The sequence below is a fragment of the Burkholderia sp. 22088 genome (assembly GCF_052045915.1).
GTDB lineage: Bacteria > Pseudomonadota > Gammaproteobacteria > Burkholderiales > Burkholderiaceae > Burkholderia > Burkholderia cepacia.
This window is the reverse complement of sequence record NZ_JBQEPY010000004.1, coordinates 237,603-256,351: the sequence shown is the minus strand read 5'-3', so window position 1 is coordinate 256,351 and position 18,749 is coordinate 237,603. Positions and strand designations below refer to the sequence as shown.

The window sequence follows — 18,749 nt, the reverse complement described above, 5'->3', positions numbered from 1 at the left end:
ATGCGGGCGTCAAGCGGACGTAAGCCACTCGTCGAAAACCTGCTGTCCGGGCACAGTGACGCGCAGCACGCGCGGCCGTGCCGCACGCTCGATCCAGCCGTGCGCGCAGAAGCTCTCGAGCAATGCCGCGCCGAGCGCGCCGCCGAGGTGCGAACGCCGCTCGCTCCAGTCGAGGCATCCGCACGCGAAGCGGCGCCGGCGCGTGCGCTGCTGTGCGACGTCGATGCCCCATTGCGCAAGCGCCTGCGTGCCGAGTTCGGTGGTCTCGATCGCATCGCCGTCCGCCTGCAGCCAGCCGCGTGCGGTGAGCCCGTCGAAGATGCGCACCGCGAGTTCGCCGGCCATGTGGTCGTAGCAGGTGCGCGCATAGCGCAATTCGGCCGGGACCGTGCGGGACGGCGGCGGCGCCGCGCGATGCGGCGCGGCCGCGCGGGCGACGTTCGCGAGTGCCTCGAGCGATGCCGCGATGTCGGCCGATGCGATCCGGTAGTAGCGGTGCCGGCCGCGCACGTCGAGCGCGAGCAGGCCGCCTTCGGTCAAGCGCGAGAGGTGGGCGCTTGCGGCGGAGGGCGACAGCCCCGCGATCATCGTCAGCTCGCCTGCCGGTCGTGCGCTGCCGTCCATCAGCACCCACAGCATCGCGGCGCGTCCCGGGTCGGCGATCAGCGAACCGATGCGGCTCAGGCCCGGAAAGTGGTGGTCGTCTTGGTCGGTCATCGTCGTGTCTCGTCAGGCGGGATGGTCTCCAGTGTAGTGGGCGCGCGCATTCGATGTTTCGGATCTGGCTGAAATGTCGGATGCAGACGCGCCGGCGGCGTCGGTGCGGCGAACCGGGCCGCGGCTGCGTGCGGCCCGCGCGTAGAATGGCCGAAAGCGGCGGCAGCGGGCTGCCGCACGTGACACGACGCAACGATGAAGACGATTTTCTGTTTGCTGGCGGCGGCGCTCGTCTGCGCGGCCTGTGCGCAGGGCGGTGCGGGCGCGGCCGGCGAGCGCGGCGGCAGCCTCGAGATGTACGGGACGATCGATCAGGGCATCACGGTGCGCCGCTGACCGGCGCCGGCCACATGCACGCCGGGCACGGCCCCCACAGCCGCGCCACACGGGGCGCCCCGCGACGCGTTGCCGCAGTGCAACGTATAATCGGCCGATTACAGCGCCCCTGCCGCCTGGAGCCAACACGATGTCCCAACCGTCCCCCGTACCGGCCGCCCTCGACCGCACCGAAACCGTATTCCGCTTCCTCGCCGAACCGTCGTCCGTGAACTTCGGCGGCAAGGTGCATGGCGGCGCGCTGATGAAGTGGATCGACGAAGTCGCGTATGCGTGCGCGGCCGTCTGGTCGAGCCGCTATTGCGTGACGGTCAGCGTCGGCAACATCCGTTTCCAGCGTCCGATCCTGGTCGGCAATCTCGTCGAGCTGAAGGCGCGCGTCGTTGCGACGGGTCGCACCAGCATGCACATCCATGTGTCCGTCCATGCCGGGGATCCGAAGGGTGGCGTGCTGCGCCAGACGACCGATTGCCTCGTCGTGTTCGTCGCGGTCGACGAGAACGGCAACCCGGTGCCGGTGCCGGCGTTCGTGCCCGAGACCGATGAGCAGAAGGTGCTCGCGAAATATGCGGCCGACGTGCGGGCCGCGCTCGACAAGATCGTCGAGATGAAGCCGGAAGAAGTCGCGAAAGGCGCGGTCTGACCGCGGCGGGCGCCGCGCATCGCGCCGCGCCCGCGATTCCGCCGGTCGTCGTTCCGTCAGCGCGACCCGATCATCTGCTCGGGGCGCACCCACGCATCGAATTCCGCCTCGGTCAGGTAGCCGAGCGCGAGCGCGGCTGCCTTCAGCGTCGTGCCTTCCTTGTGCGCCTTCTTTGCGATCTGCGCCGACTTGTCGTAGCCGATGTGCGGATTGAGCGCCGTCACGAGCATCAGCGATTCGTTCAGCAGCAGGTCGATGCGCGAGCGGTTCGGCTCGATGCCCACCGCGCAGTGGTCGTTGAAGCTCTGCGCGCCGTCGGCGAGCAGCCGCACCGACTGCAGCACGTTGTGCGCGATCATCGGCCGGAACACGTTCAGCTCGAAATTGCCGCTCGCGCCGCCGACGTTGACCGCGACGTCGTTGCCGAACACCTGGCAGCACAGCATCGTCACGGCTTCGGACTGCGTCGGGTTCACCTTGCCCGGCATGATCGAGCTGCCCGGCTCGTTTTCAGGAATCGACAGTTCGCCAAGCCCGCAGCGCGGCCCGCTCGCGAGCCAGCGGACGTCGTTCGCGATCTTCATCAGGCCGGCAGCCACCGTCTTCAGCGCGCCGTGCGCGAACACCAGTGCATCGGCGGCCGCCATCACCTCGAACTTGCTCGGCGCCGTCACGAACGGCAGCTTCGCGAGCCGGCCGATTTCATCGGCGACACGCACCGCGAACTCCGGATGCGCGTTCAGCCCCGTGCCGACCGCGGTGCCGCCGAGCGCGAGCTCATACAGGTGCGGCAATGCCGATTCGACGTGACGGATGCCCTGGTCCAGCTGCGCGACATAGCCGGAAAACTCCTGGCCGAGCGTGAGCGGCGTGGCGTCCTGCAGATGCGTGCGGCCGATCTTCACGATGTCGGCGAAGGCCTTCGACTTCGCGTCGAGCGTCGTGCGCAGCGTGCGCAGCGCCGGCAGCAGGTGGTTGACGATCGCGTACGCGGCCGCGACGTGCATGGCGGTCGGGAACACGTCGTTCGACGACTGGCCGCGGTTCACGTCGTCGTTCGGATGAACCTTGCGCGCTTCGCCGCGCTCGCCGCCCATCAGTTCGCTCGCGCGATTCGCGATCACCTCGTTGAGGTTCATGTTGGTCTGCGTGCCGGAGCCCGTCTGCCACACGGCGAGCGGGAATTCGCGCGGATGCTTGCCGGCGATGATCTCGTCGGCCGCGTCGATGATGGCGCGCGCCTTGTCGTCGGCCAGCACGCCGAGCGACTGGTTCACGGCCGCCGCGGCGCGTTTGACGATCGCAAGCGCGTGGATCAGCTCGGGCGACTGCTTCTCGGTCGAGATCCGGAAATTCTGCAGCGAGCGCTCGGTCTGCGCGCCCCAGAGCCGGTCGGCCGGTACGGCGATTTCGCCGAACGTATCGCGTTCCATCCGAACTGCTTCGTTCATGATCCACTCCTCCAGGAAAGGGGAAAGGCCGCGCGTCGTCGCGCGGCATCAGGCATAACCAGACGTATCGTGAGGCAGTCGCGCCGCTGGCGCGGCGTCTCGAGGTCTTCAGCCGACTAGCATAGCGCCGGCCGGGATTTCGCGTCGTGTCGCGCTCAGTGCGGCGACGTCATGAGCGACGCGCTCTTCAGATGAAAGCGCCACCCCATCAGCACGGCCACGCTGGCAAGGCCGGCCGCGAGACCCCACCAGAGGCCGCGGGCGCCGAGGCCCACGTGGAACGCGAACCAGTAGCCGGTCGGAAAACCGATGCCCCAGTAGCCGAGGGTCGCCGCGAGCATCGGGATGCGCGTGTCCTTCAGGCCGCGCAGCGCGCCCGACGCGACGGTCTGCGCGCCGTCGACGATCTGGAACACCGCGGCGATGCCGAGCAGCGACGCGGCGAGCGACACCGTGGCCGCGTTCGACGGATCGTCGAGGTTCAGGTACAGGCCGACGATCGCGTGCGGCGCGACGATCAGCACGATGCCCGACAGCGTCATGAACGCGACACCGAGGCCGAGGGCGACGAAACCCGCGTGCCGCGCGGCGACGGGCGCCCCCGCGCCGACCCAGTAGCCGACGCGCACGTTGGCGGCCTGGCCGATCGCGAGCGGCACCATGAACGCCACCGACGCGACGTTCAGCGCGATCTGGTGCGCGGCCAGCGACGTCGCGCCGAGCACGCCGATGGTCAGGCCGGTTGCGAGGAACAGCGTCGACTCGACCCCGTACGTGATCGCCACCGGCCAGCCGATGCCGATCAGCTCGCCCATCATGGGCAGCTTCGGGCGCGCGGCGGTGACGAAATGACGGAAGCGCTGCCGGCCGTGCAGCAGCCAGATCAGGGCGAGGGCGGTGAGCCAGATCGTGATCGTCGTCGCGACCGCCGAACCGAGGAAGCCGAGGCGCGGCAGCCCGAACGCGCCGTGGATCAGGCCGTAGTTCAGCACGGCGTTGACGCCGACGCCGCCGATCGACACCCACAGCAGCCGCCGCGCCGCGCCGATCGCCGGAAGGAATGCACGCATCAGCCCGACACCGATCAGGCTGCCGAGCGCGGCGAAGCGCAGGATGCCCGTGTATTCGCCGACGTGATGCGCGAGCAACGGCGGCTCGTGGAACATCAGCAGGATCGGTTCGGACAGCGACAGCGCGATGATGGCCGGAATCGCGAGCAGCACGGACAGCGCGAAGCCGGTCCAGTAGATGTGCGGTACGCGCTCGTCGGCCTTGGCGCCGCGCGCGTGCGCGACGCTGACGCTGACCGACGACAGGACGCCTTGCAGCACGGTCACGATGACGAAGAAGAAGTTCGCGCCGAGCCCGCCCGCGGCGAGCGAATCGGGGCCGAGCGAGCCGAGCAGCACCGTGTCGGTGACGCTCATCGCCATCTGCGAGAGCTGCGCGATTGCGAGCGGCGCGGCGAGGCGGGCGGTATCGGCGGCATGACTGGACAGGGACGGCGGCGCGGCGGCCGTCCGCGTAAGACCGGAATGCGACATGGAATGGGCGCTCGCGCGGGTGCGGGCCCGCGCTATATGTATTTATTTTGAGAGACGGCTAGCTTACGGCTTTATTCGAACCGTGTCGAACGCGCGCGCCGATGGCCATGTCGCAGGCAGGGGAACCGTCGACCCTAGGCTTCGCGCACCGCAATGCGCGTGTCGCCGAGCAGGACGACCTGGCCCGCGCGGATCTTGCAGGTCTTGCGCAGTTCGACCGCGCCGTCGACTTTCACCGCGCCGGACGCAACGATCAGCTTCGCGCTGCCGCCGCTGTCCGCGAGGCCGGTGATCTTGAGAAGGTTGTGCAGCTCGACGTATTCGCCGGTCAGCGTGAAATCCAGGTTGGGCATGACGAAGAAGGTGCGCAAGGCGCGGGAGGAAACGCTCCGCATCATACGGCACCACGGGCCGGCACGCGAGCGCGGGCCGCCGCGGCATGCAGTTGTTAAGGACTGTGAGCGATTCGTCAGCAAATGAAACGGTGGGTAACAGTCTGAGAGATTCGAGAACCGGCCGGGCGCGCCGCAGGTCTTTTTCGTACCTGCTGCGTGTTGCGGCAGGGGAAGCGACGGGCCGCATCGCTGCGGTTCGGGCTCACAACTTCCTGAGGAGAATTGCCATGTCCAAGATTCGTACGATGCTGATCGGTGCCGCGCTGACGGCGTTCGCTACTTCGGCCGCATTTGCCCAGACGGGCACGGCGGTGCAGGGCACGGCCGGTGCCGGCGTGCAGGCGCAGACGCCGGCGGCGGGTGTCGGTGCCGGCATGCAGGGCAGTGCGGGCGCGAACGCGTCGGGCAATGCCGCCGGCGGTGCAACCGATGCGGTCGGCGCGGCAGCCGACGGCGCGAAGGATACGGCGTCGTCGGCCGTCCATTCGGCCAAGAAGCACACGAAGCATGCCGCGAAGTCGGCCAAGAGCCATGTCGGTTCGGCCAAGGCGAAGGCCGGCGAAGCGACCGAAGGCGGCGCATCGGTCGGTGCGGAGGGCGGTGCATCGGCCCAGGGCGCCACGCAGTAAGCGGTGCCTGGCGCCGCGCGACGCTCGTCCCTGACGGTGCGTCGCGACGGCGGTCATCCAACGGCCCGGTTCGCATTGCGCGAACCGGGCCGTTTTCGTGTGTCGACGCGCATGGAGGCGCCGTTACGGGCGGCGCTGTCCTTGCCCTTGTCCCGGACCCTGTGCCGGCCGCGCGGCAGCCGGGGTGAATACGCTGCGCAGCCACGCGGCGAGCCGTGCGAAGACGTCGTACGGCTCCTCGACGAAGATCTCCGGCTTCAGCAGCCGCAGGTATTCCATGATCTGCTGCGCTTCCTGCTTCTGGAACGAGCCGTGCGCGAGCCCGAGGCGCAGCAGCCCGCGCAGTTCGCCGAGCTTGTCGCGCGCGGTGCTGCCGACGCTCATCTCGCACGCGAGCTTGGCCTCGTAGACCCGTTGCCGCAGCGATTCCGCGAGCCGCCACGCCGGCGTCTGCATCAGTTCCTCGAGTGCCTGGATGTCTTGCGCCGCTCCCTTGATCTGCGACGCGAGCGGGTCGATCAGCGACGGGTCGCCCTGCGCTTCGGCGACGATCGCCTTCGCCCAGTCGCGGCAAGCCTTCGCGAGTTCGTCGGGGGTCCATTCGGAGCGGGACGCGAAGCCGAAGCCGAATTCGCCGGCCTGTCGCATCAGGATCGCGACGACGTCCGGGAATTCCTTGTCGAGCGTGCGTTTGGCCCACGCGTACTGGCCGCCCTGCAGCATCCGCTGCACCGCGTGCTCGGTCAGCGGCACCATGTTGTCGAGCAGTTTGGCGCGCAGGAAATCCTCGAACGACGGCGTCGCGAACTGCGGGTCGAGTTTCAGCGACACGCGGACGAACGCGTCGTAGTCCTTGCGCAGGGACTCGAGCGTGTCGTCCTTGAGGGAAAGGGTGATCTGGCCCATGAATCGTCTCGATGGCGGCCCGCGCAAGCCGGCGGCCGGCACGGCGCACCGGGGCGGGCGCAGCGTCGACTGACCGGTGCGCGCCGAGGCCGGTGGCGGGTCTTCATCTCCTATATCGGCCTGCCGGGCGGAAACTTGAGCGCGCGTGACCGAGCGCGTGCTCAGGCGGGTAGCCAGTGGGGCAGCACGACCCCTTGCCAGAAGAAGAACACCGCGAGCCCTGCCGCGATCGTCACGAGCGGGCGGCGGGTCGCTGCCGACACGAGCACGGCCGCCAGCGCGCCGACGAGCTGCGGATTGCGCCAGGTCAGCTCGGCCGTGCCGCCGTGCGGCGAGACGGCCATCGGCACGATGATCGCGGTCAGCACGGTGACGGGCACGAAGCCGAGCGCGGTCCGCACGAGCGGCGGGAAGGCCAGCCGTTCGCCGAACAGGAACAGCGTCGAGCGGATCGCGTACGTGATGACGGCCATCCCGAGAATCAGCAGCGCGTAGCTCACGATGCGGCCTCCGTGCGCGAGCCGGCACGCGATCGTTCGTGCAGCAGCGTGAGCGCGACGCCGATCGCGACGCCGGCGGCGACGGCGCCGAGCAGTCCGAGCTTGTACGGCCAGCCCTGCCAGAAGTACGCCAGCGTGCCGGCCGTCACGGCCGCCGCGAAATAGCGCAGGGTGCCGAGCTGCGGGACGACGATCGCAATGAAGGTGGCCGCCATCGCGAAATCGAGGCCGAGCGACTGCAGGCCCGGGAACGCCGCGCCGAAACCGATGCCCGCGAGCGTCCAGACCTGCCAGTTCAGGTACATCGCGAGCCCCGAGCCGAAGAAGTAGTGGGGGCCGATCGCGCCGGGCGGGAAATGCCGGTAGTGCGCATAGGCGACCGCGAACACCTCGTCGGTCATCAGCGCGCCGAGCGTGGCGCGCCAGCGCAGCGGCAGGTGCGCGACATAGGGCGCGAGCGTCGCGCTGTACAGCAGGTGACGCAGGTTCACGATCAGCGTGGTCGCGAGCACGACGACGAAGCTTGCGCTACCCGCGATCAGGCCGAGCGCGATGAACTGCGCGGAGCCCGCGAACACGGCGAGCGACATCAGCGTGCCATGCCACGCGGCGAGCGGGCCGCCGCCGACGAGCGTGCCGAAAATCACGCCGAACGGGGCGGCGCCAATCATCATCGGGATCGTGTCGCGCGCGCCGTCGAGCCATTCGTTGAACGGGCGGCGAGCGGGTGATGCGGGTGTCGGGTTCAAAGGGTGCTCCTCCATGAACGGGAGGATAGCGGGCGGGGTGGCGAGCCGGCTTGTATGTTCTTGCGCTTGGACGGCGAGCCGGTGCTTGCCTGCTTGCAGGCGCCGGCGGCATCGCGTTGACGGGCCGGACGCCGCGCGTCAGCTCGCCTGCCAGCGCCCGGGCGGTACGCCGAACATGCGTTTGAAATGCCGTGTGAAGTGGCTTTGGTCGACGAAGCCGCTGGCCGCCGCGACGTCGGCGACGGGCACGCCCGCGCGCAGCGGCGCCAGCGCGCGCTGCAGGCGCAACTGGTTGCGCCACGCATGCGGCGGCATGCCGTTCGTGCGGGTGAACAGGCGCGCCGCGTGGAACGGCGACAGGCCGGCTGCCTGCGCGACTTCGTCGAGCGTCACCGTGCACGTCAGATCGGCGGCGAGCCGTTCGCGCATCGCGTCGACGCGGGGTTCGTCCGACGCGAGCGGCGCCGGTCGCGGCTGGGCGTCGGCATGGCGCACGATCAGCGTCGACAACGCATCGAGCATCGCCGTTTCGGCGGCGAGCGGATCGTAGATGCGTGGTGCGCCCGTCGCCGGAACGTCAGCTGCTTGCCCGTGCGCCTGCGAGGGCAGTGCGTGCTCGCTGCCGGCCTCCATCATCCGATGCGCCAGCGTGAGCCGCGCCGCCAGGTCGGCGTCGCGAATCACGTCGGGCGCAAACCACGGCGCGTCCTGCGGGCGGCCGGCGATCGCGCTGGCGAGTTCGCGGATGAAATCGACCGGCATGTAGCTGACGCGATAGCACCAGCCCTCGTCGGCCGCACGCGAGCCCGTATGCACTTCGCCGGGATTGATCACGGGCACGGTGCCGGTTTCTGCGACATGGCCGCTGCCGCGATAGGTGAAGCGTTCCGCGCCTTCGAGAATCACGGGGATCGTATACGCGTCGTGCCAGTGGGGCGCGAACGTGTGGTTGCGATAGGTGGCCGTGACGAGATCCGCATCCGGCAGCAGCGGCGTGCGCCAGTAGCGTGCGGAGTCGGGAAGGCGGGTGGCGGACATGATCGGGCGCGGGGCGGTCGAACCGACAGTGTATCGCTCGCGCGCCCGGCGGGCGCGGGCTTTACTTGACCGGAATCGTCGTGCCGGCCGGCATCGGCACCGCGGTGACGGCGTTCTTCGGGCTGCCGCTGACGATGCGGTCGCTGTAGGTCAGGTAGACGATCGTATTGCGCTTGGTGTCGACCACGCGCACGACGTGCAGGGTCTTGAAGATGAACGACATGCGCTCGCTGAACACGTCGGTCTGTTGCTTGAGCGGCTCCTTGAAGCTGATCGGGCCGACCTGCCGGCACGCGATCGACGCTTCGCTCGGATCCTCGGCGACGCCGAGCGTGCCCTTGATCCCGCCGGTGCGCGCGCGCGACACGTAGCAGGTCACGCCGTTCACGACCGGATCGTCATACGCCTCGACGACCACGCGATCGGAGCCCGTGACGCGGAAATGGGTGTTGACGCTGCCGACTTCCTCCGCGTGCGCGAGCGGTACCGCGGCGAATGCGGAAAGCAGGAGGGCGAGTGGTGCTGAGCGGAGGAGGCGGTGCTTCATCGACGGAACCGGATGCGAATGCGGGACAGAGACTCTAGCATGCGCGCGACCGGGCGACGAAAGCCGAAAGGCGGGCCGGAAAAACAAAAGGCCCGTCGAATGACGGGCCTTTCGCTATTTGGCTCCCCGACCTGGGCTCGAACCAGGGACCTACGGATTAACAGTCCGGCGCTCTACCGACTGAGCTATCGGGGAATAAATCGGTACATCTGCTTGTTTGTCTACCAGCAAAAAGCCCGTCCACTTTCAACGGGCCTTTGCGTTTTTGGCTCCCCGACCTGGGCTCGAACCAGGGACCTACGGATTAACAGTCCGGCGCTCTACCGACTGAGCTATCGGGGAACAAACAACAACAGCAGAGAAACGAGATTGTATGGAGCGTTGATCAACCTGTCAACACTTTTGGGCCGCGGCGCACAAAAATTTTTTTGCGGCCGCTGCGCGATCAGCGCTCGAGCAGGTGCAGCTTGTCCTGCACGTCCTTCCACTCGTCCGCGTCGGCCGGTGCCGGCTTGGTCTTCGTGATCGACGGCCAGTCCTTTGCCAGCTCGGCGTTCAGCGCGGTGAACTGCTGCTGGTCGCCCGGAACGTCTTCTTCGGCATAGATCGCATTGGTCGGGCACTCGGCGACGCACACGGCGCAGTCGATGCACTCGTCCGGATCGATGGCGAGAAAGTTGGGACCTTCACGGAAGCAATCCACCGGGCACACATCCACGCAGTCCGTGTATTTGCACTTGATGCAGCCTTCGGTCACAACGTGAGTCATTAAAACGCTCCTGCTTGGCGGTATATATGGGGTGGCGTTTGCGCCAAAACCGGCATTGTAACTGAAGCGCAAAACCCGCATGGCGTGGTCGGCTATCCGGCTTATATCGTTTCGTGATTAGTTTATGGCGGCCCGCAGAAGGGACTCGCCGACGGGGCGCGTGTGCCGTACGGCGGCGCGGCCGGGCAGGGCGGCGGGCGGTTTCGCGATGGTCGGGCCCGCATTCGGGTAACATGGCCGGCAGACCGGGCGGCGCGCGGTGCGCCGGGGCCCTGTCACGATACTGGCGGTGCCGTAATCATGATCATCACTTCGCTGCTCGACACGGATCTCTACAAGTTCACGATGATGCAGGTCGTCCTGCATCACTTTCCTGCCGCAAACGTCGAGTACCGCTTCCGGTGCCGTACGCCCGGCGTCGATCTCGTGCCGTACATCGACGAGATCCGCGACGAGGTGCGCGGCCTGTGTTCGCTGCGCTTCACCGACGTCGAACTCGACTACCTGCGGCGCATGCGCTTCATCAAGAGCGATTTCGTCGACTTCCTCGCGCTGTTCCACCTGAACGAGAAGTACATCTCGATCACGCCATCGCCGAAGGGCAACGGCGAGATCGACATCGTGATCGAGGGGCCGTGGCTGCACACGATCCTGTTCGAGATCCCGGTGCTCGCGATCGTCAACGAAGTCTATTTCCGCAACACGCAGCGCGAGCCCGACTATCGTGAAGGTCGCGAGCGGCTGTGCGAGAAGATCAAGCTGCTCGGCGCGAAGCCCGAGTTCGCCGATTGCAAGATCGCCGACTACGGCACGCGCCGGCGCTTCTCGAAGGTGTGGCACGAGGAAGTCGCCCTCACGCTGCGCGACGGGCTCGGCCCGCAGTTCGCCGGCACGAGCAACGTGCTGTACGCGATGAAGCACGGCATCACGCCGCTCGGCACGATGGCGCACGAGTATCTGCAGGCGTGCCAGGCGCTCGGCCCGCGGCTGCGCGATTCGCAGATCTACGGCTTCGAGATGTGGGCGAAGGAGTATCGCGGCGACCTCGGGATCGCGCTGTCGGACGTCTACGGGATGGATGCGTTCCTGAACGACTTCGACATGTACTTCTGCAAGCTGTTCGACGGCGCGCGCCACGATTCGGGCGATCCGTTCGAGTGGGGCGAGCGCATGCTGCGCCACTACGAGGCGAACCGCTGCGACCCGCGCACCAAGGTGCTCGTGTTCTCGGATGCGCTCGACATCCCGAAGGTGATGCAGTTGTACGAACGGTTCCGCGGCCGCTGCAAGCTCGCATTCGGCGTCGGCACCAACCTCACGAACGACCTCGGCTACGTGCCGCTGCAGATCGTGATCAAGATGGTTCGCTGCAACGGGCAGCCGGTCGCGAAACTGTCGGATACGCCGGGCAAGAGCATGTGCGACGACAAGGCGTATCTCGCGTACCTGCGCCAGGTGTTCGGCATCGCTCAGCCGGTCGAGGAAGGCGCGTCGAAGTAAGCGTCGGCCGAACGGCCAAAACTGCGTCGCGGCGGGGCCGGCCGGTATAATCCGACGGTATCGCCCGCCAACGTCACGAGGACCGTTCATGGACACTTCCGCTGCCCGTCGCCAGATCCTCGCGCGCATTCGCGCGGCGCAGGGGCGTGCGGCCGAACCCGATGCGGCCGAGCGCGACGGCGTTGCCGACTATCTCGCCCGTCATCCGGAGGGCCCGCGCCCGCCGGCGCCGGCCGACCTCGTCGCGGCATTCGTCGACGAAGCGGCCCGTCTGTCGACGACGGTCGACGAAGTCGCGGCGCTTGCCGATGTGCCGGCCGCCGCGGCCCGCTACCTGTCCGCTCACGGCCTGCCGACGCAGGCCGTCGCATGGCGCACGCTGGCCGATTTCGACTGGGCGGGCGCAGGCCTGTCGGTCGAGTTCCGCAAGCCGCGCGACGGCGATCTGGTCGGCCTTACCGGTTGTTTTTGCGCGACCGCCGAAACGGGCTCGCTGGTGCTGCTGTCCGGCCCCGACACCTATGCGTCGGCGGGCCTGTTGCCGGAAACGCACATCGCGATCGTTCCCGCGTCGCGGATCGTCGCCGGTCATGAAGACGCATTTGCGCTGATCCGCGCGGAGCGCGGCGAATTGCCGCGCGCGGTCAATTTCGTGTCGGGCCCGTCGCGCACGGGCGATATCGAGCAGACCATCGTACTGGGCGCGCACGGCCCGTACCGCGTTCACGTGATCGTCGTACGGGGCGCATGACGCGCCCGCTGCATCTACCACCATTCGAACAAGGAAGTTCTGCATGAAACGACATGCCGCCTGGGCGGGCATGGCGTCGGGGATCGCGCTTGGCGCCGTTCCCGCGCTTGCATCGGCCGCAACGCTCGACGGTGCCGCGCTGTCTGCCCTCTGGGGTATCCCGTTCGCCGGGATCCTGCTGTCCATCGCACTGTTCCCGCTCGTCGCCCCCGTCTTCTGGCATCACCACTTCGGCAAGATTGCCGCCGCGTGGGCGGTCGTGTTCCTGATCCCGTTCGGATTCGCGTTCGGCGCGGGCACCGCGTTCGGCACGCTCGTGCATGCGCTGCTCGAGGAATACATTCCGTTCATCGTGCTGCTCACCGCGCTCTATACGGTCGCGGGCGGCATCTGCGTGAACGGCAATCTGCATGGATCGCCGAAGCTCAATACCGCGATCCTCGCGCTCGGCACGCTGCTCGCGAGCGTGATGGGTACGACGGGCGCCGCGATGCTGCTGATCCGGCCGTTGCTGCGCGCCAACGACAACCGCAAGCATGTCGTGCACGTCGTGATCTTCTTCATCTTCCTCGTCGCGAACGCGGGCGGCTCGCTGTCGCCGCTCGGCGATCCGCCGCTGTTCCTCGGTTTCCTGAACGGCGTGAGCTTCTTCTGGACGACCACGCACCTCGCGCTGCCGATGCTGTTCATCTGCGCGGTGCTGCTGACGCTGTTCTTCGTGCTCGATACGTACTTCTACCGGAAGGGCGGCGAGGAGCGGCCGGCCGTGCTCGACCCGACGCCGGACGGCGCGGCGCTGTCGATCGACGGGAAGATCAACTTCGTGCTGCTCGCGGCCGTGGTTGCGCTCGTGCTGATGAGCGGCATCTGGAAGCCGGGCATCGCGTTCGACGTATGGGGCACGCACGTCGCGCTGCAGAACCTCGTGCGCGACGTCGCGCTCGCGGGCGTGACGCTCGCGTCGCTCGCGCTGACGCCGCGTTCCGCGCGCGAGGGCAACGCGTTCAACTGGGCGCCGATCGAGGAAGTCGCGAAGCTGTTCGCGGGGATCTTCGTGACGATCGCGCCGGTGATCGTGATCCTGCGCGCCGGCGCCGACGGCGCGTTCGCGCAGATCGTCCACCTCGTCACGGGGCCGGACGGCAAGCCGATCGACGCGATGTACTTCTGGGCGACGGGCATCCTGTCGTCGTTCCTCGACAACGCGCCGACCTATCTCGTGTTCTTCAACCTCGCGGGCGGCGATGCCCAGTCGCTGATGACGACCGGCGCGTCGACGCTCGCCGCGATTTCCGCGGGCGCGGTGTTCATGGGCGCGAACAGCTATATCGGCAACGCACCCAACTTCATGGTGAAGGCGATCGCCGAATCGCGCGGCGTGAAGATGCCGAGCTTCTTCGCGTATCTCGGCTGGGCGCTGGTCGTACTGATACCGGTATTCCTGCTGACGTCGTGGCTTTTCTTCACGGCGTAAGCTGACGATTTTCAACCTTGAGCGGGCGGTCCCGGCGGCGCACGGCGCGCTCCGATCCGCCCGCGGCATGCGGAGATGGCGATGCAGAAGATCCTGGTCGCGCGTCCGATCTTTCCGGACGTGATCGAGCGGCTCAAGCAATATTTCGACGTCGACTGGAACAACGGCGACGCACTCGCGCCCGGCGCGCTCGCCGCGCGTCTGGCCGACAAGGACGGTGCGTTGACGGCCGGCGATCCGGTCGGCGCGGCCGAGCTCGCCGCCGCGCCGCGCCTGCGCGTCGTGGCGAACATGGCGGTCGGCTACAACAACTTCGACATGGCTGCGTTCAACGCGGCGAACGTGCTCGGCACCAACACGCCCGACGTGCTGAACGAGTCCACCGCCGATTTCGGCTGGGCGCTGATGATGGCCGCCGCTCGCCGGATCGCCGAATCCGAGCACTGGCTGCGCGCCGGCCACTGGCAGAAGTGGGCTTACGACGGGTTCCTCGGCAGCGACATCTACGGCTCGACGCTCGGCGTGATCGGAATGGGGCGCATCGGTCAGGCGCTCGCGCGCCGCGCGCGCGGCTTCGGGATGCAGGTGATCTATCACAACCGGTCGCGTGTCGCGCCCGAGATCGAGGCCGAGCTGAACGCCGAATACGTATCGAAGGATGCGCTGCTCGCGCGCGCCGATCACGTCGTGCTCGTGCTGCCGTACACGCAGGAAAACCACCATACGATCGGCGCTGCCGAACTCGCGAAGATGAAGCCCACCGCGACGCTGACCAACATCGCGCGCGGCGGGATCGTCGACGACGCGGCGCTGGCCGTCGCGCTGCGCGACGGGACGATCGCCGCCGCCGGCCTCGACGTGTACGAAGGCGAGCCGACGGTGCATCCGGCACTGCTCGAGGTGCCGAACGTCGTGCTGACGCCGCATATCGCGAGCGCGACCGAAAAAACGCGCCGCGCGATGGCGAACCTCGCCGCCGACAACCTGATAGCCGCGCTGGGCGAGGGGCCGCGCGCGGGGCGGCCGCCGAATCCGATCAACCCTGACGTGATCGGGAAGCCGCGCGCATGACGATGACGTTGTTGCTTGCGGCGGTCGTCGTGCTGGCCGTCGCGCTCGCGGTGGCGATCGTCGCGCTCATGCGTGGCACTGGCCGTCACGACGATACGGCTGTACTGGGCGACCAGATCGAGGACGCCGCGCACGCGCAGGCGCGCGCGGTCGAGCGGCTCGAACGCGAATTGCGCGGCGAGATCGTCGAGAACGCGCGCGGCTCGCGCACCGAGCTGGCCGGCAGTTTTGCGCAGCTTCAGCAGACGCTCGCCGCGCAGCTGACGAGCGTGGCGACCGTGCAGAACAACCAGGTCGAGGGCTTCGCCCAGCAGCTCGGCAAGCTCGTCGCCGGCAATGCGCAGCAGTTCGACGCGATGCGCGAGAGCCTGCAGCGTCAGGCGCAGCAGGCGCGCGAGGAGCAGACGGGCGCGCTCAGGCTGTTCGGCGACACGTTGAACCGGCAGCTCACGCAACTGACCGAGGCGAACGATCGCCGGATCGGCGAAGTGCGCGCGACGCTCGAACAGCGGCTGAAGGAAATCGAGACGAACAACGCGGCGAAGCTCGAGGAGATGCGCCGCACCGTCGACGAGAAACTGCACGCGACGCTCGAGCAGCGGCTCGGCGAATCGTTCAAGCTCGTGTCGGACCGGCTCGAGCAGGTGCATCGCGGGCTCGGCGAGATGCAGACGCTCGCGGCGGGCGTCGGCGATCTGAAGAAAGTGCTGACCAACGTGAAGACGCGCGGCACCTGGGGCGAAGTGCAGCTCGAGGCGCTGCTCGAGCAGATGCTGACGCCCGAGCAGTACGCGAAGAACGTCGCGACGGTGCCGAAGAGCAGCGAGCGCGTCGAGTTCGCGATCCGGCTGCCGGGGCGCGATGCCGGTACGCGCGACGCGCCGCCCGTGTGGCTGCCGATCGACGCGAAATTCCCGCGCGAGGATTACGAGCGGCTGATCGACGCGCAGGAGCGCGCCGATGCGGCGGCGGTCGAGGAAGCGGCCCGCGCGCTCGAAGCGCGCGTGCGGCTCGAGGCGCGCACGATCGCCGAGAAGTACGTCGCGCCGCCGCACACGACCGATTTCGCGCTGTTGTTCCTGCCGACCGAAGGGCTCTATGCGGAGATCCTGCGTCGCCCGGGGCTGACCGACCTGCTGCAGCGCGACTATCGCGTGACGGTGGCCGGCCCGACGACGCTCACCGCACTGTTGAACAGCCTGCAGATGGGTTTCCGCACGCTCGCGATCGAGCAACGGTCGAGCGAGGTGTGGCAGGTACTCGGCGCGGTAAAAACGGAATTCGGCAAGTTCGGCGACGTGCTCGCACGTACGAAGGCGCAGCTCGAAACGGTCACGCGCTCGATCGAGTCCGCCGAGCAGCGTACGCGTGTGATGAACCGCAAGCTGAAGCAGGTCGAGGCGCTGCCGGGCGACGCGGCGGCAGGGCTGCTCGGTGCGGAAGGTGGCGACGGCGCCGATGCGGACGACGCGTGACGCGCGTTGCCGATACCGGCCGGAACGAAAACGGGCGCCGCGGCGCCCGTTTTTTCATGCAGCGACTGCCGGTGCGGCCGCGATACGCTCAATGCCCGGCGAGCGTGTCCAGCGCGTCGCCCGTCACGCGAACGATGCGCCAGTCGGGCAGCACGGTGGCGCCCATCTTCTCGTAGAAATCGATCGCAGGCTGGTTCCAGTCGAGAACCGACCATTCGAAGCGCCCGCAACGGCGCTCGACGGCCAGGGCCGCGAGGTGACGCAGCATCGCGGTGCCGAGGCCCGTGCCGCGTTGCGACGGCTGCACGTACAGATCCTCGAGATAGAGGCCGCGACGGCCGAGGAACGTCGAGTAATTGTGGAAGAACAGCGCATACGCGACGATCGCGCCGTCGTGTTCGGCCACCCGTGCCTCGGCGGCAGGCCGCGCGCCGAACAGTGCGTCGGCGAGGTCGGCCTCGGTCGCGACGAACAGGTGCGTGAGCTTCTCGAATTCGGCGAGCTCGCGCATCAGCGCGAGGATCGCACCGACGTCGCTCGCTTGCGCCGCACGGATCAGCGGTGTGCCGCTCACGCTTCCTCCGGCGGATCGGACAGCACGATCTCGATGCCGCCGAAGCGCGATGCGACCCAGTTGTACGCGTGGCACGCGATCCACAGCAACACGAAGCCGAGGATGGCGTTCAGCAGCAGCGCGCTCAGGATCGTGCTCAGTTCGACCATCCCGTAACGAACGTAGGCGACGAGAATGCCGAGCAGCACGATCGGCACGCTGAACGTCAGGTAGACGAGGATCAGCGCCTTTGCGGTCTGCCCCGCAGCGATCGACGAAATTTGTTTCTTCATGTGCGGATTGCCCCCGTAGAGATATACCGATAGTGGAATTCAGATCAGGCCGTCGAACGGCAGGATGTCGACCGGGGCGCCCGCGTCGACTGCCGCGGTATCGTGGCCCAGGACGATGAAACAGTTGGCGGCCGAGAGGCTGCTCAGCGACGCGGAACTCTGCGAGCCGGCAGGTGCGACGTGCCAGCGGCCGTCGGCGGCGCGTGTCGCGATGCCGCGCAGATAGTCGGTGCGGCCCGGGCGCGTCTTCAGCGCATGCGTGCTGAGTGCCGTATGCATCGCCGGCGGCTGGGCCTGCGCGCCGGCCAGCGTCAGCAGTGCGGGGCGCACGATCGCGTAGAACGTCACGGCGGACGCGACCGGATTGCCGGGCAGGCCGAAGAACAGCGCGTGACCGGTGCCACCGGGCGCGCGTGCGAGCGTGCCGCACGCGAGCGGCCGGCCGGGACGCAGCGCGAGGCTGGCGAACGTCACGTCGCCGAGCCGTGCCATCACGTCACGCGTGAAATCGGCTTCGCCGACCGATACGCCGCCGGACGTGATCACCGCGTCGGCCTGCGCGGCGACGGCGTCGCGCAATGCGGCTTCGAGCGCGGCCGGGTCGTCGCGGACGATCCCGAGGTCGACCGCGTCGACATGCAGTCGTTCGAGCATCGCGATCAGCATCCCGCGATTGCTGTCGTACAGCGCGCCGGGGCCGAGCGGCTCGCCGGGCTCGCGCAGTTCGTCGCCGGTGGAGAACACGGCGACGCGCACGCGCCGGCGCACCGTGACCTCGGTGATGCCGAACGACGCGAGCAGGCCGAGATCGGACGGTCGCAGGATGCGGCCCGCGGCGAGCGCGCAGGCGCCGCGCGCGAGATCCTCGCCGGCCTTGCGGCAGTTCGCGCCGCGCGCGATGTCATGCGCGACGAAGCGAATCGTGTCGCCGTCGGCGCGCACGCGTTCCTGCGGAATCACCGTGTCGCATCCGGCCGGCATCGGCGCGCCCGTCATGATGCGCACGCATGATCCGGCCGCCACGGTGCCGTCGAACGGATGGCCGGCGAGCGCGGTGCCGGCGACCGTCAGCGCGACATCCGCTTGCGGCGCCGCGTGCGTGCCGGTGCTGCCGTCGAACGCGTAGCCGTCCATCGCCGAGTTGTCGTACGCGGGAATGTCGAACGGTGCGTTCACGTCGGCCGCGAGCACGCGGTCGAGCGCATTGCGCAGCGCCACCGTCTCGCACGCCGCGACGGGCACCGCAAAGCGGCACGCGAGTGCCTGCGCGTCGGCGAGCGACAGCGGGGCATCGGAATCGGGGGCGCTTCGGGAGGCGGGCGAGGATTGCGTGATCATCAGTCGGACTGCGCCGCAAGGCGTATCGGGTTCGTGGCCGGTGGCGCGAGGAGGGTGCCTGGGCGCGGGT

At 68.3% G+C, this 18,749-nt stretch carries 21 protein-coding genes and 2 tRNA genes; 8 read left to right on the top strand and 15 right to left on the bottom strand.

The genetic code is table 11. The annotated features are described in order from the left end of the window. Positions 1 to 9: 9 nt before the first annotated feature. Complete coding sequence (locus ACTJLD_RS09520; protein ID WP_027788033.1) at positions 10 to 717, bottom strand: ArsR/SmtB family transcription factor; 708 nt, start codon at positions 715 to 717, stop codon at positions 10 to 12. Positions 718 to 912: 195 nt separating this feature from the next. On the opposite strand from ACTJLD_RS09520, the gene ACTJLD_RS09515 reads away from it, so the two are divergent. Together ACTJLD_RS09515 and ACTJLD_RS09510 are read left to right on the top strand one after the other, a co-directional pair. Then, positions 913 to 1,053 carry a hypothetical protein gene (locus ACTJLD_RS09515; RefSeq protein WP_006753078.1) on the top strand — a complete coding sequence of 47 codons (141 nt, stop codon included), beginning with the start codon at positions 913 to 915 and terminating at the stop codon, positions 1,051 to 1,053. A 130-nt stretch (positions 1,054 to 1,183) separates the two neighbouring features. Beyond that, positions 1,184 to 1,696: an acyl-CoA thioesterase gene (locus ACTJLD_RS09510; RefSeq protein ID WP_060357420.1), complete on the top strand. Its 513-nt coding sequence runs from the start codon at positions 1,184 to 1,186 to the stop codon at positions 1,694 to 1,696. Between the two features lie 56 nt (positions 1,697 to 1,752). On the opposite strand, the gene fumC is transcribed toward ACTJLD_RS09510, so the two are convergent. From fumC to ACTJLD_RS09495, 3 genes are all read right to left on the bottom strand, one after another. After that, the gene (fumC, locus tag ACTJLD_RS09505) at positions 1,753 to 3,147 is read right to left on the bottom strand and encodes a class II fumarate hydratase (protein WP_027788032.1); all 1,395 of its coding nucleotides are present in this window, start codon (positions 3,145 to 3,147) and stop codon (positions 1,753 to 1,755) included. A gap of 155 nt (positions 3,148 to 3,302) precedes the next feature. After that, a complete protein-coding gene (norM, locus tag ACTJLD_RS09500; protein ID WP_059681811.1) occupies positions 3,303 to 4,691 on the bottom strand; it encodes a multidrug efflux MATE transporter NorM in 1,389 nt (462 codons plus the stop codon). 134 nt (positions 4,692 to 4,825) lie between these two features. Beyond that, positions 4,826 to 5,044, bottom strand: coding sequence for an RNA-binding S4 domain-containing protein (locus ACTJLD_RS09495; RefSeq protein ID WP_021159725.1), 219 nt, complete (start codon positions 5,042 to 5,044; stop codon positions 4,826 to 4,828). Between the two features lie 269 nt (positions 5,045 to 5,313). Between ACTJLD_RS09495 and ACTJLD_RS09490 the strand changes: the two genes are divergently transcribed. Continuing rightward, a complete protein-coding gene (locus ACTJLD_RS09490; RefSeq protein ID WP_027788030.1) occupies positions 5,314 to 5,715 on the top strand; it encodes a hypothetical protein in 402 nt (133 codons plus the stop codon). Between the two features lie 123 nt (positions 5,716 to 5,838). Here ACTJLD_RS09490 and ACTJLD_RS09485 read toward each other — a convergent pair whose 3' ends face one another. From ACTJLD_RS09485 to fdxA, 8 genes are all read right to left on the bottom strand, one after another. Beyond that, positions 5,839 to 6,621, bottom strand: a complete 783-nt coding sequence (locus ACTJLD_RS09485) for a DUF4088 family protein (protein ID WP_027788029.1) — start codon at positions 6,619 to 6,621, stop codon at positions 5,839 to 5,841. Positions 6,622 to 6,782: 161 nt separating this feature from the next. Then, a complete protein-coding gene (locus ACTJLD_RS09480; protein WP_027788028.1) occupies positions 6,783 to 7,121 on the bottom strand; it encodes an AzlD domain-containing protein in 339 nt (112 codons plus the stop codon). Continuing rightward, positions 7,118 to 7,885: an AzlC family ABC transporter permease gene (locus ACTJLD_RS09475; RefSeq protein WP_059486557.1), complete on the bottom strand. Its 768-nt coding sequence runs from the start codon at positions 7,883 to 7,885 to the stop codon at positions 7,118 to 7,120. The genes ACTJLD_RS09480 and ACTJLD_RS09475 overlap by 4 nt, the downstream gene beginning before the upstream one ends. Before the next feature lie 123 nt (positions 7,886 to 8,008). Further along, a complete protein-coding gene (locus ACTJLD_RS09470) occupies positions 8,009 to 8,908 on the bottom strand; it encodes an AraC family transcriptional regulator (RefSeq protein WP_440658605.1) in 900 nt (299 codons plus the stop codon). A gap of 61 nt (positions 8,909 to 8,969) precedes the next feature. Continuing rightward, complete coding sequence (locus tag ACTJLD_RS09465; RefSeq protein WP_200058473.1) at positions 8,970 to 9,455, bottom strand: CreA family protein; 486 nt, start codon at positions 9,453 to 9,455, stop codon at positions 8,970 to 8,972. Between the two features lie 119 nt (positions 9,456 to 9,574). After that, positions 9,575 to 9,650 (bottom strand) — tRNA-Asn (locus tag ACTJLD_RS09460). A gap of 71 nt (positions 9,651 to 9,721) precedes the next feature. Further along, positions 9,722 to 9,797 (bottom strand) — tRNA-Asn (locus ACTJLD_RS09455). Between the two features lie 103 nt (positions 9,798 to 9,900). Beyond that, positions 9,901 to 10,224, bottom strand: coding sequence for a ferredoxin FdxA (fdxA, locus tag ACTJLD_RS09450; protein WP_011351384.1), 324 nt, complete (start codon positions 10,222 to 10,224; stop codon positions 9,901 to 9,903). Between the two features lie 300 nt (positions 10,225 to 10,524). Between fdxA and pncB the strand changes: the two genes are divergently transcribed. The 5 genes from pncB (at position 10,525) to rmuC (ending at position 16,495) form a co-directional block, all read left to right on the top strand. After that, entirely contained in the window at positions 10,525 to 11,724 is a 1,200-nt protein-coding gene (pncB, locus tag ACTJLD_RS09445) for a nicotinate phosphoribosyltransferase (protein ID WP_021159717.1), read from the top strand. An 88-nt stretch (positions 11,725 to 11,812) separates the two neighbouring features. Further along, on the top strand, positions 11,813 to 12,475 hold the full coding sequence (locus ACTJLD_RS09440; protein ID WP_060196080.1) for a LutC/YkgG family protein: 663 nt from the start codon (positions 11,813 to 11,815) through the stop codon (positions 12,473 to 12,475). Between the two features lie 43 nt (positions 12,476 to 12,518). Beyond that, positions 12,519 to 13,949: a sodium:proton antiporter gene (locus ACTJLD_RS09435; protein WP_321909517.1), complete on the top strand. Its 1,431-nt coding sequence runs from the start codon at positions 12,519 to 12,521 to the stop codon at positions 13,947 to 13,949. Between the two features lie 81 nt (positions 13,950 to 14,030). After that, positions 14,031 to 15,020, top strand: coding sequence for a 2-hydroxyacid dehydrogenase (locus ACTJLD_RS09430; RefSeq protein WP_021159714.1), 990 nt, complete (start codon positions 14,031 to 14,033; stop codon positions 15,018 to 15,020). Then, on the top strand, positions 15,017 to 16,495 hold the full coding sequence (rmuC, locus tag ACTJLD_RS09425) for a DNA recombination protein RmuC (RefSeq protein WP_440658604.1): 1,479 nt from the start codon (positions 15,017 to 15,019) through the stop codon (positions 16,493 to 16,495). The genes ACTJLD_RS09430 and rmuC overlap by 4 nt, the downstream gene beginning before the upstream one ends. A gap of 88 nt (positions 16,496 to 16,583) precedes the next feature. Here rmuC and ACTJLD_RS09420 read toward each other — a convergent pair whose 3' ends face one another. From ACTJLD_RS09420 to moeA, 3 genes are read right to left on the bottom strand one after another with little or no spacing between them, the layout of a single operon-like run. Then, complete coding sequence (locus ACTJLD_RS09420; RefSeq protein WP_027788021.1) at positions 16,584 to 17,069, bottom strand: GNAT family N-acetyltransferase; 486 nt, start codon at positions 17,067 to 17,069, stop codon at positions 16,584 to 16,586. Continuing rightward, positions 17,066 to 17,341, bottom strand: coding sequence for a hypothetical protein (locus ACTJLD_RS09415; protein WP_006401288.1), 276 nt, complete (start codon positions 17,339 to 17,341; stop codon positions 17,066 to 17,068). The genes ACTJLD_RS09420 and ACTJLD_RS09415 overlap by 4 nt, the downstream gene beginning before the upstream one ends. A 39-nt stretch (positions 17,342 to 17,380) precedes the next feature. Beyond that, the gene (moeA, locus tag ACTJLD_RS09410) at positions 17,381 to 18,679 is read right to left on the bottom strand and encodes a molybdopterin molybdotransferase MoeA (RefSeq protein WP_440658603.1); all 1,299 of its coding nucleotides are present in this window, start codon (positions 18,677 to 18,679) and stop codon (positions 17,381 to 17,383) included. Between the last annotated feature and the right edge of the window lie 70 nt (positions 18,680 to 18,749).

Excerpts from the sequence above, each read along its gene's own strand:
- norM (WP_059681811.1), bottom strand. The coding sequence starts at position 4,691 with ATGTCGCATTCCGGTCTTACGCGGACGGCCGCCGCGCCGCCGTCCCTG.
- ACTJLD_RS09520 (WP_027788033.1), bottom strand. The coding sequence starts at position 717 with ATGACCGACCAAGACGACCACCACTTTCCGGGCCTGAGCCGCATCGGT.
- ACTJLD_RS09510 (WP_060357420.1), top strand. The coding sequence starts at position 1,184 with ATGTCCCAACCGTCCCCCGTACCGGCCGCCCTCGACCGCACCGAAACC.
- ACTJLD_RS09485 (WP_027788029.1), bottom strand. The coding sequence starts at position 6,621 with ATGGGCCAGATCACCCTTTCCCTCAAGGACGACACGCTCGAGTCCCTG.
- ACTJLD_RS09470 (WP_440658605.1), bottom strand. The coding sequence starts at position 8,908 with ATGTCCGCCACCCGCCTTCCCGACTCCGCACGCTACTGGCGCACGCCG.
- fdxA (WP_011351384.1), bottom strand. The coding sequence starts at position 10,224 with ATGACTCACGTTGTGACCGAAGGCTGCATCAAGTGCAAATACACGGAC.
- pncB (WP_021159717.1), top strand. The coding sequence starts at position 10,525 with ATGATCATCACTTCGCTGCTCGACACGGATCTCTACAAGTTCACGATG.
- rmuC (WP_440658604.1), top strand. The coding sequence starts at position 15,017 with ATGACGATGACGTTGTTGCTTGCGGCGGTCGTCGTGCTGGCCGTCGCG.
- ACTJLD_RS09430 (WP_021159714.1), top strand. The coding sequence starts at position 14,031 with ATGCAGAAGATCCTGGTCGCGCGTCCGATCTTTCCGGACGTGATCGAG.
- ACTJLD_RS09475 (WP_059486557.1), bottom strand. The coding sequence starts at position 7,885 with ATGGAGGAGCACCCTTTGAACCCGACACCCGCATCACCCGCTCGCCGC.
- ACTJLD_RS09490 (WP_027788030.1), top strand. The coding sequence starts at position 5,314 with ATGTCCAAGATTCGTACGATGCTGATCGGTGCCGCGCTGACGGCGTTC.
- ACTJLD_RS09465 (WP_200058473.1), bottom strand. The coding sequence starts at position 9,455 with ATGAAGCACCGCCTCCTCCGCTCAGCACCACTCGCCCTCCTGCTTTCC.
- ACTJLD_RS09435 (WP_321909517.1), top strand. The coding sequence starts at position 12,519 with ATGAAACGACATGCCGCCTGGGCGGGCATGGCGTCGGGGATCGCGCTT.
- ACTJLD_RS09440 (WP_060196080.1), top strand. The coding sequence starts at position 11,813 with ATGGACACTTCCGCTGCCCGTCGCCAGATCCTCGCGCGCATTCGCGCG.
- fumC (WP_027788032.1), bottom strand. The coding sequence starts at position 3,147 with ATGAACGAAGCAGTTCGGATGGAACGCGATACGTTCGGCGAAATCGCC.
- moeA (WP_440658603.1), bottom strand. The coding sequence starts at position 18,679 with ATGATCACGCAATCCTCGCCCGCCTCCCGAAGCGCCCCCGATTCCGAT.
- ACTJLD_RS09495 (WP_021159725.1), bottom strand. The coding sequence starts at position 5,044 with ATGCCCAACCTGGATTTCACGCTGACCGGCGAATACGTCGAGCTGCAC.
- ACTJLD_RS09415 (WP_006401288.1), bottom strand. The coding sequence starts at position 17,341 with ATGAAGAAACAAATTTCGTCGATCGCTGCGGGGCAGACCGCAAAGGCG.
- ACTJLD_RS09515 (WP_006753078.1), top strand. The coding sequence starts at position 913 with ATGAAGACGATTTTCTGTTTGCTGGCGGCGGCGCTCGTCTGCGCGGCC.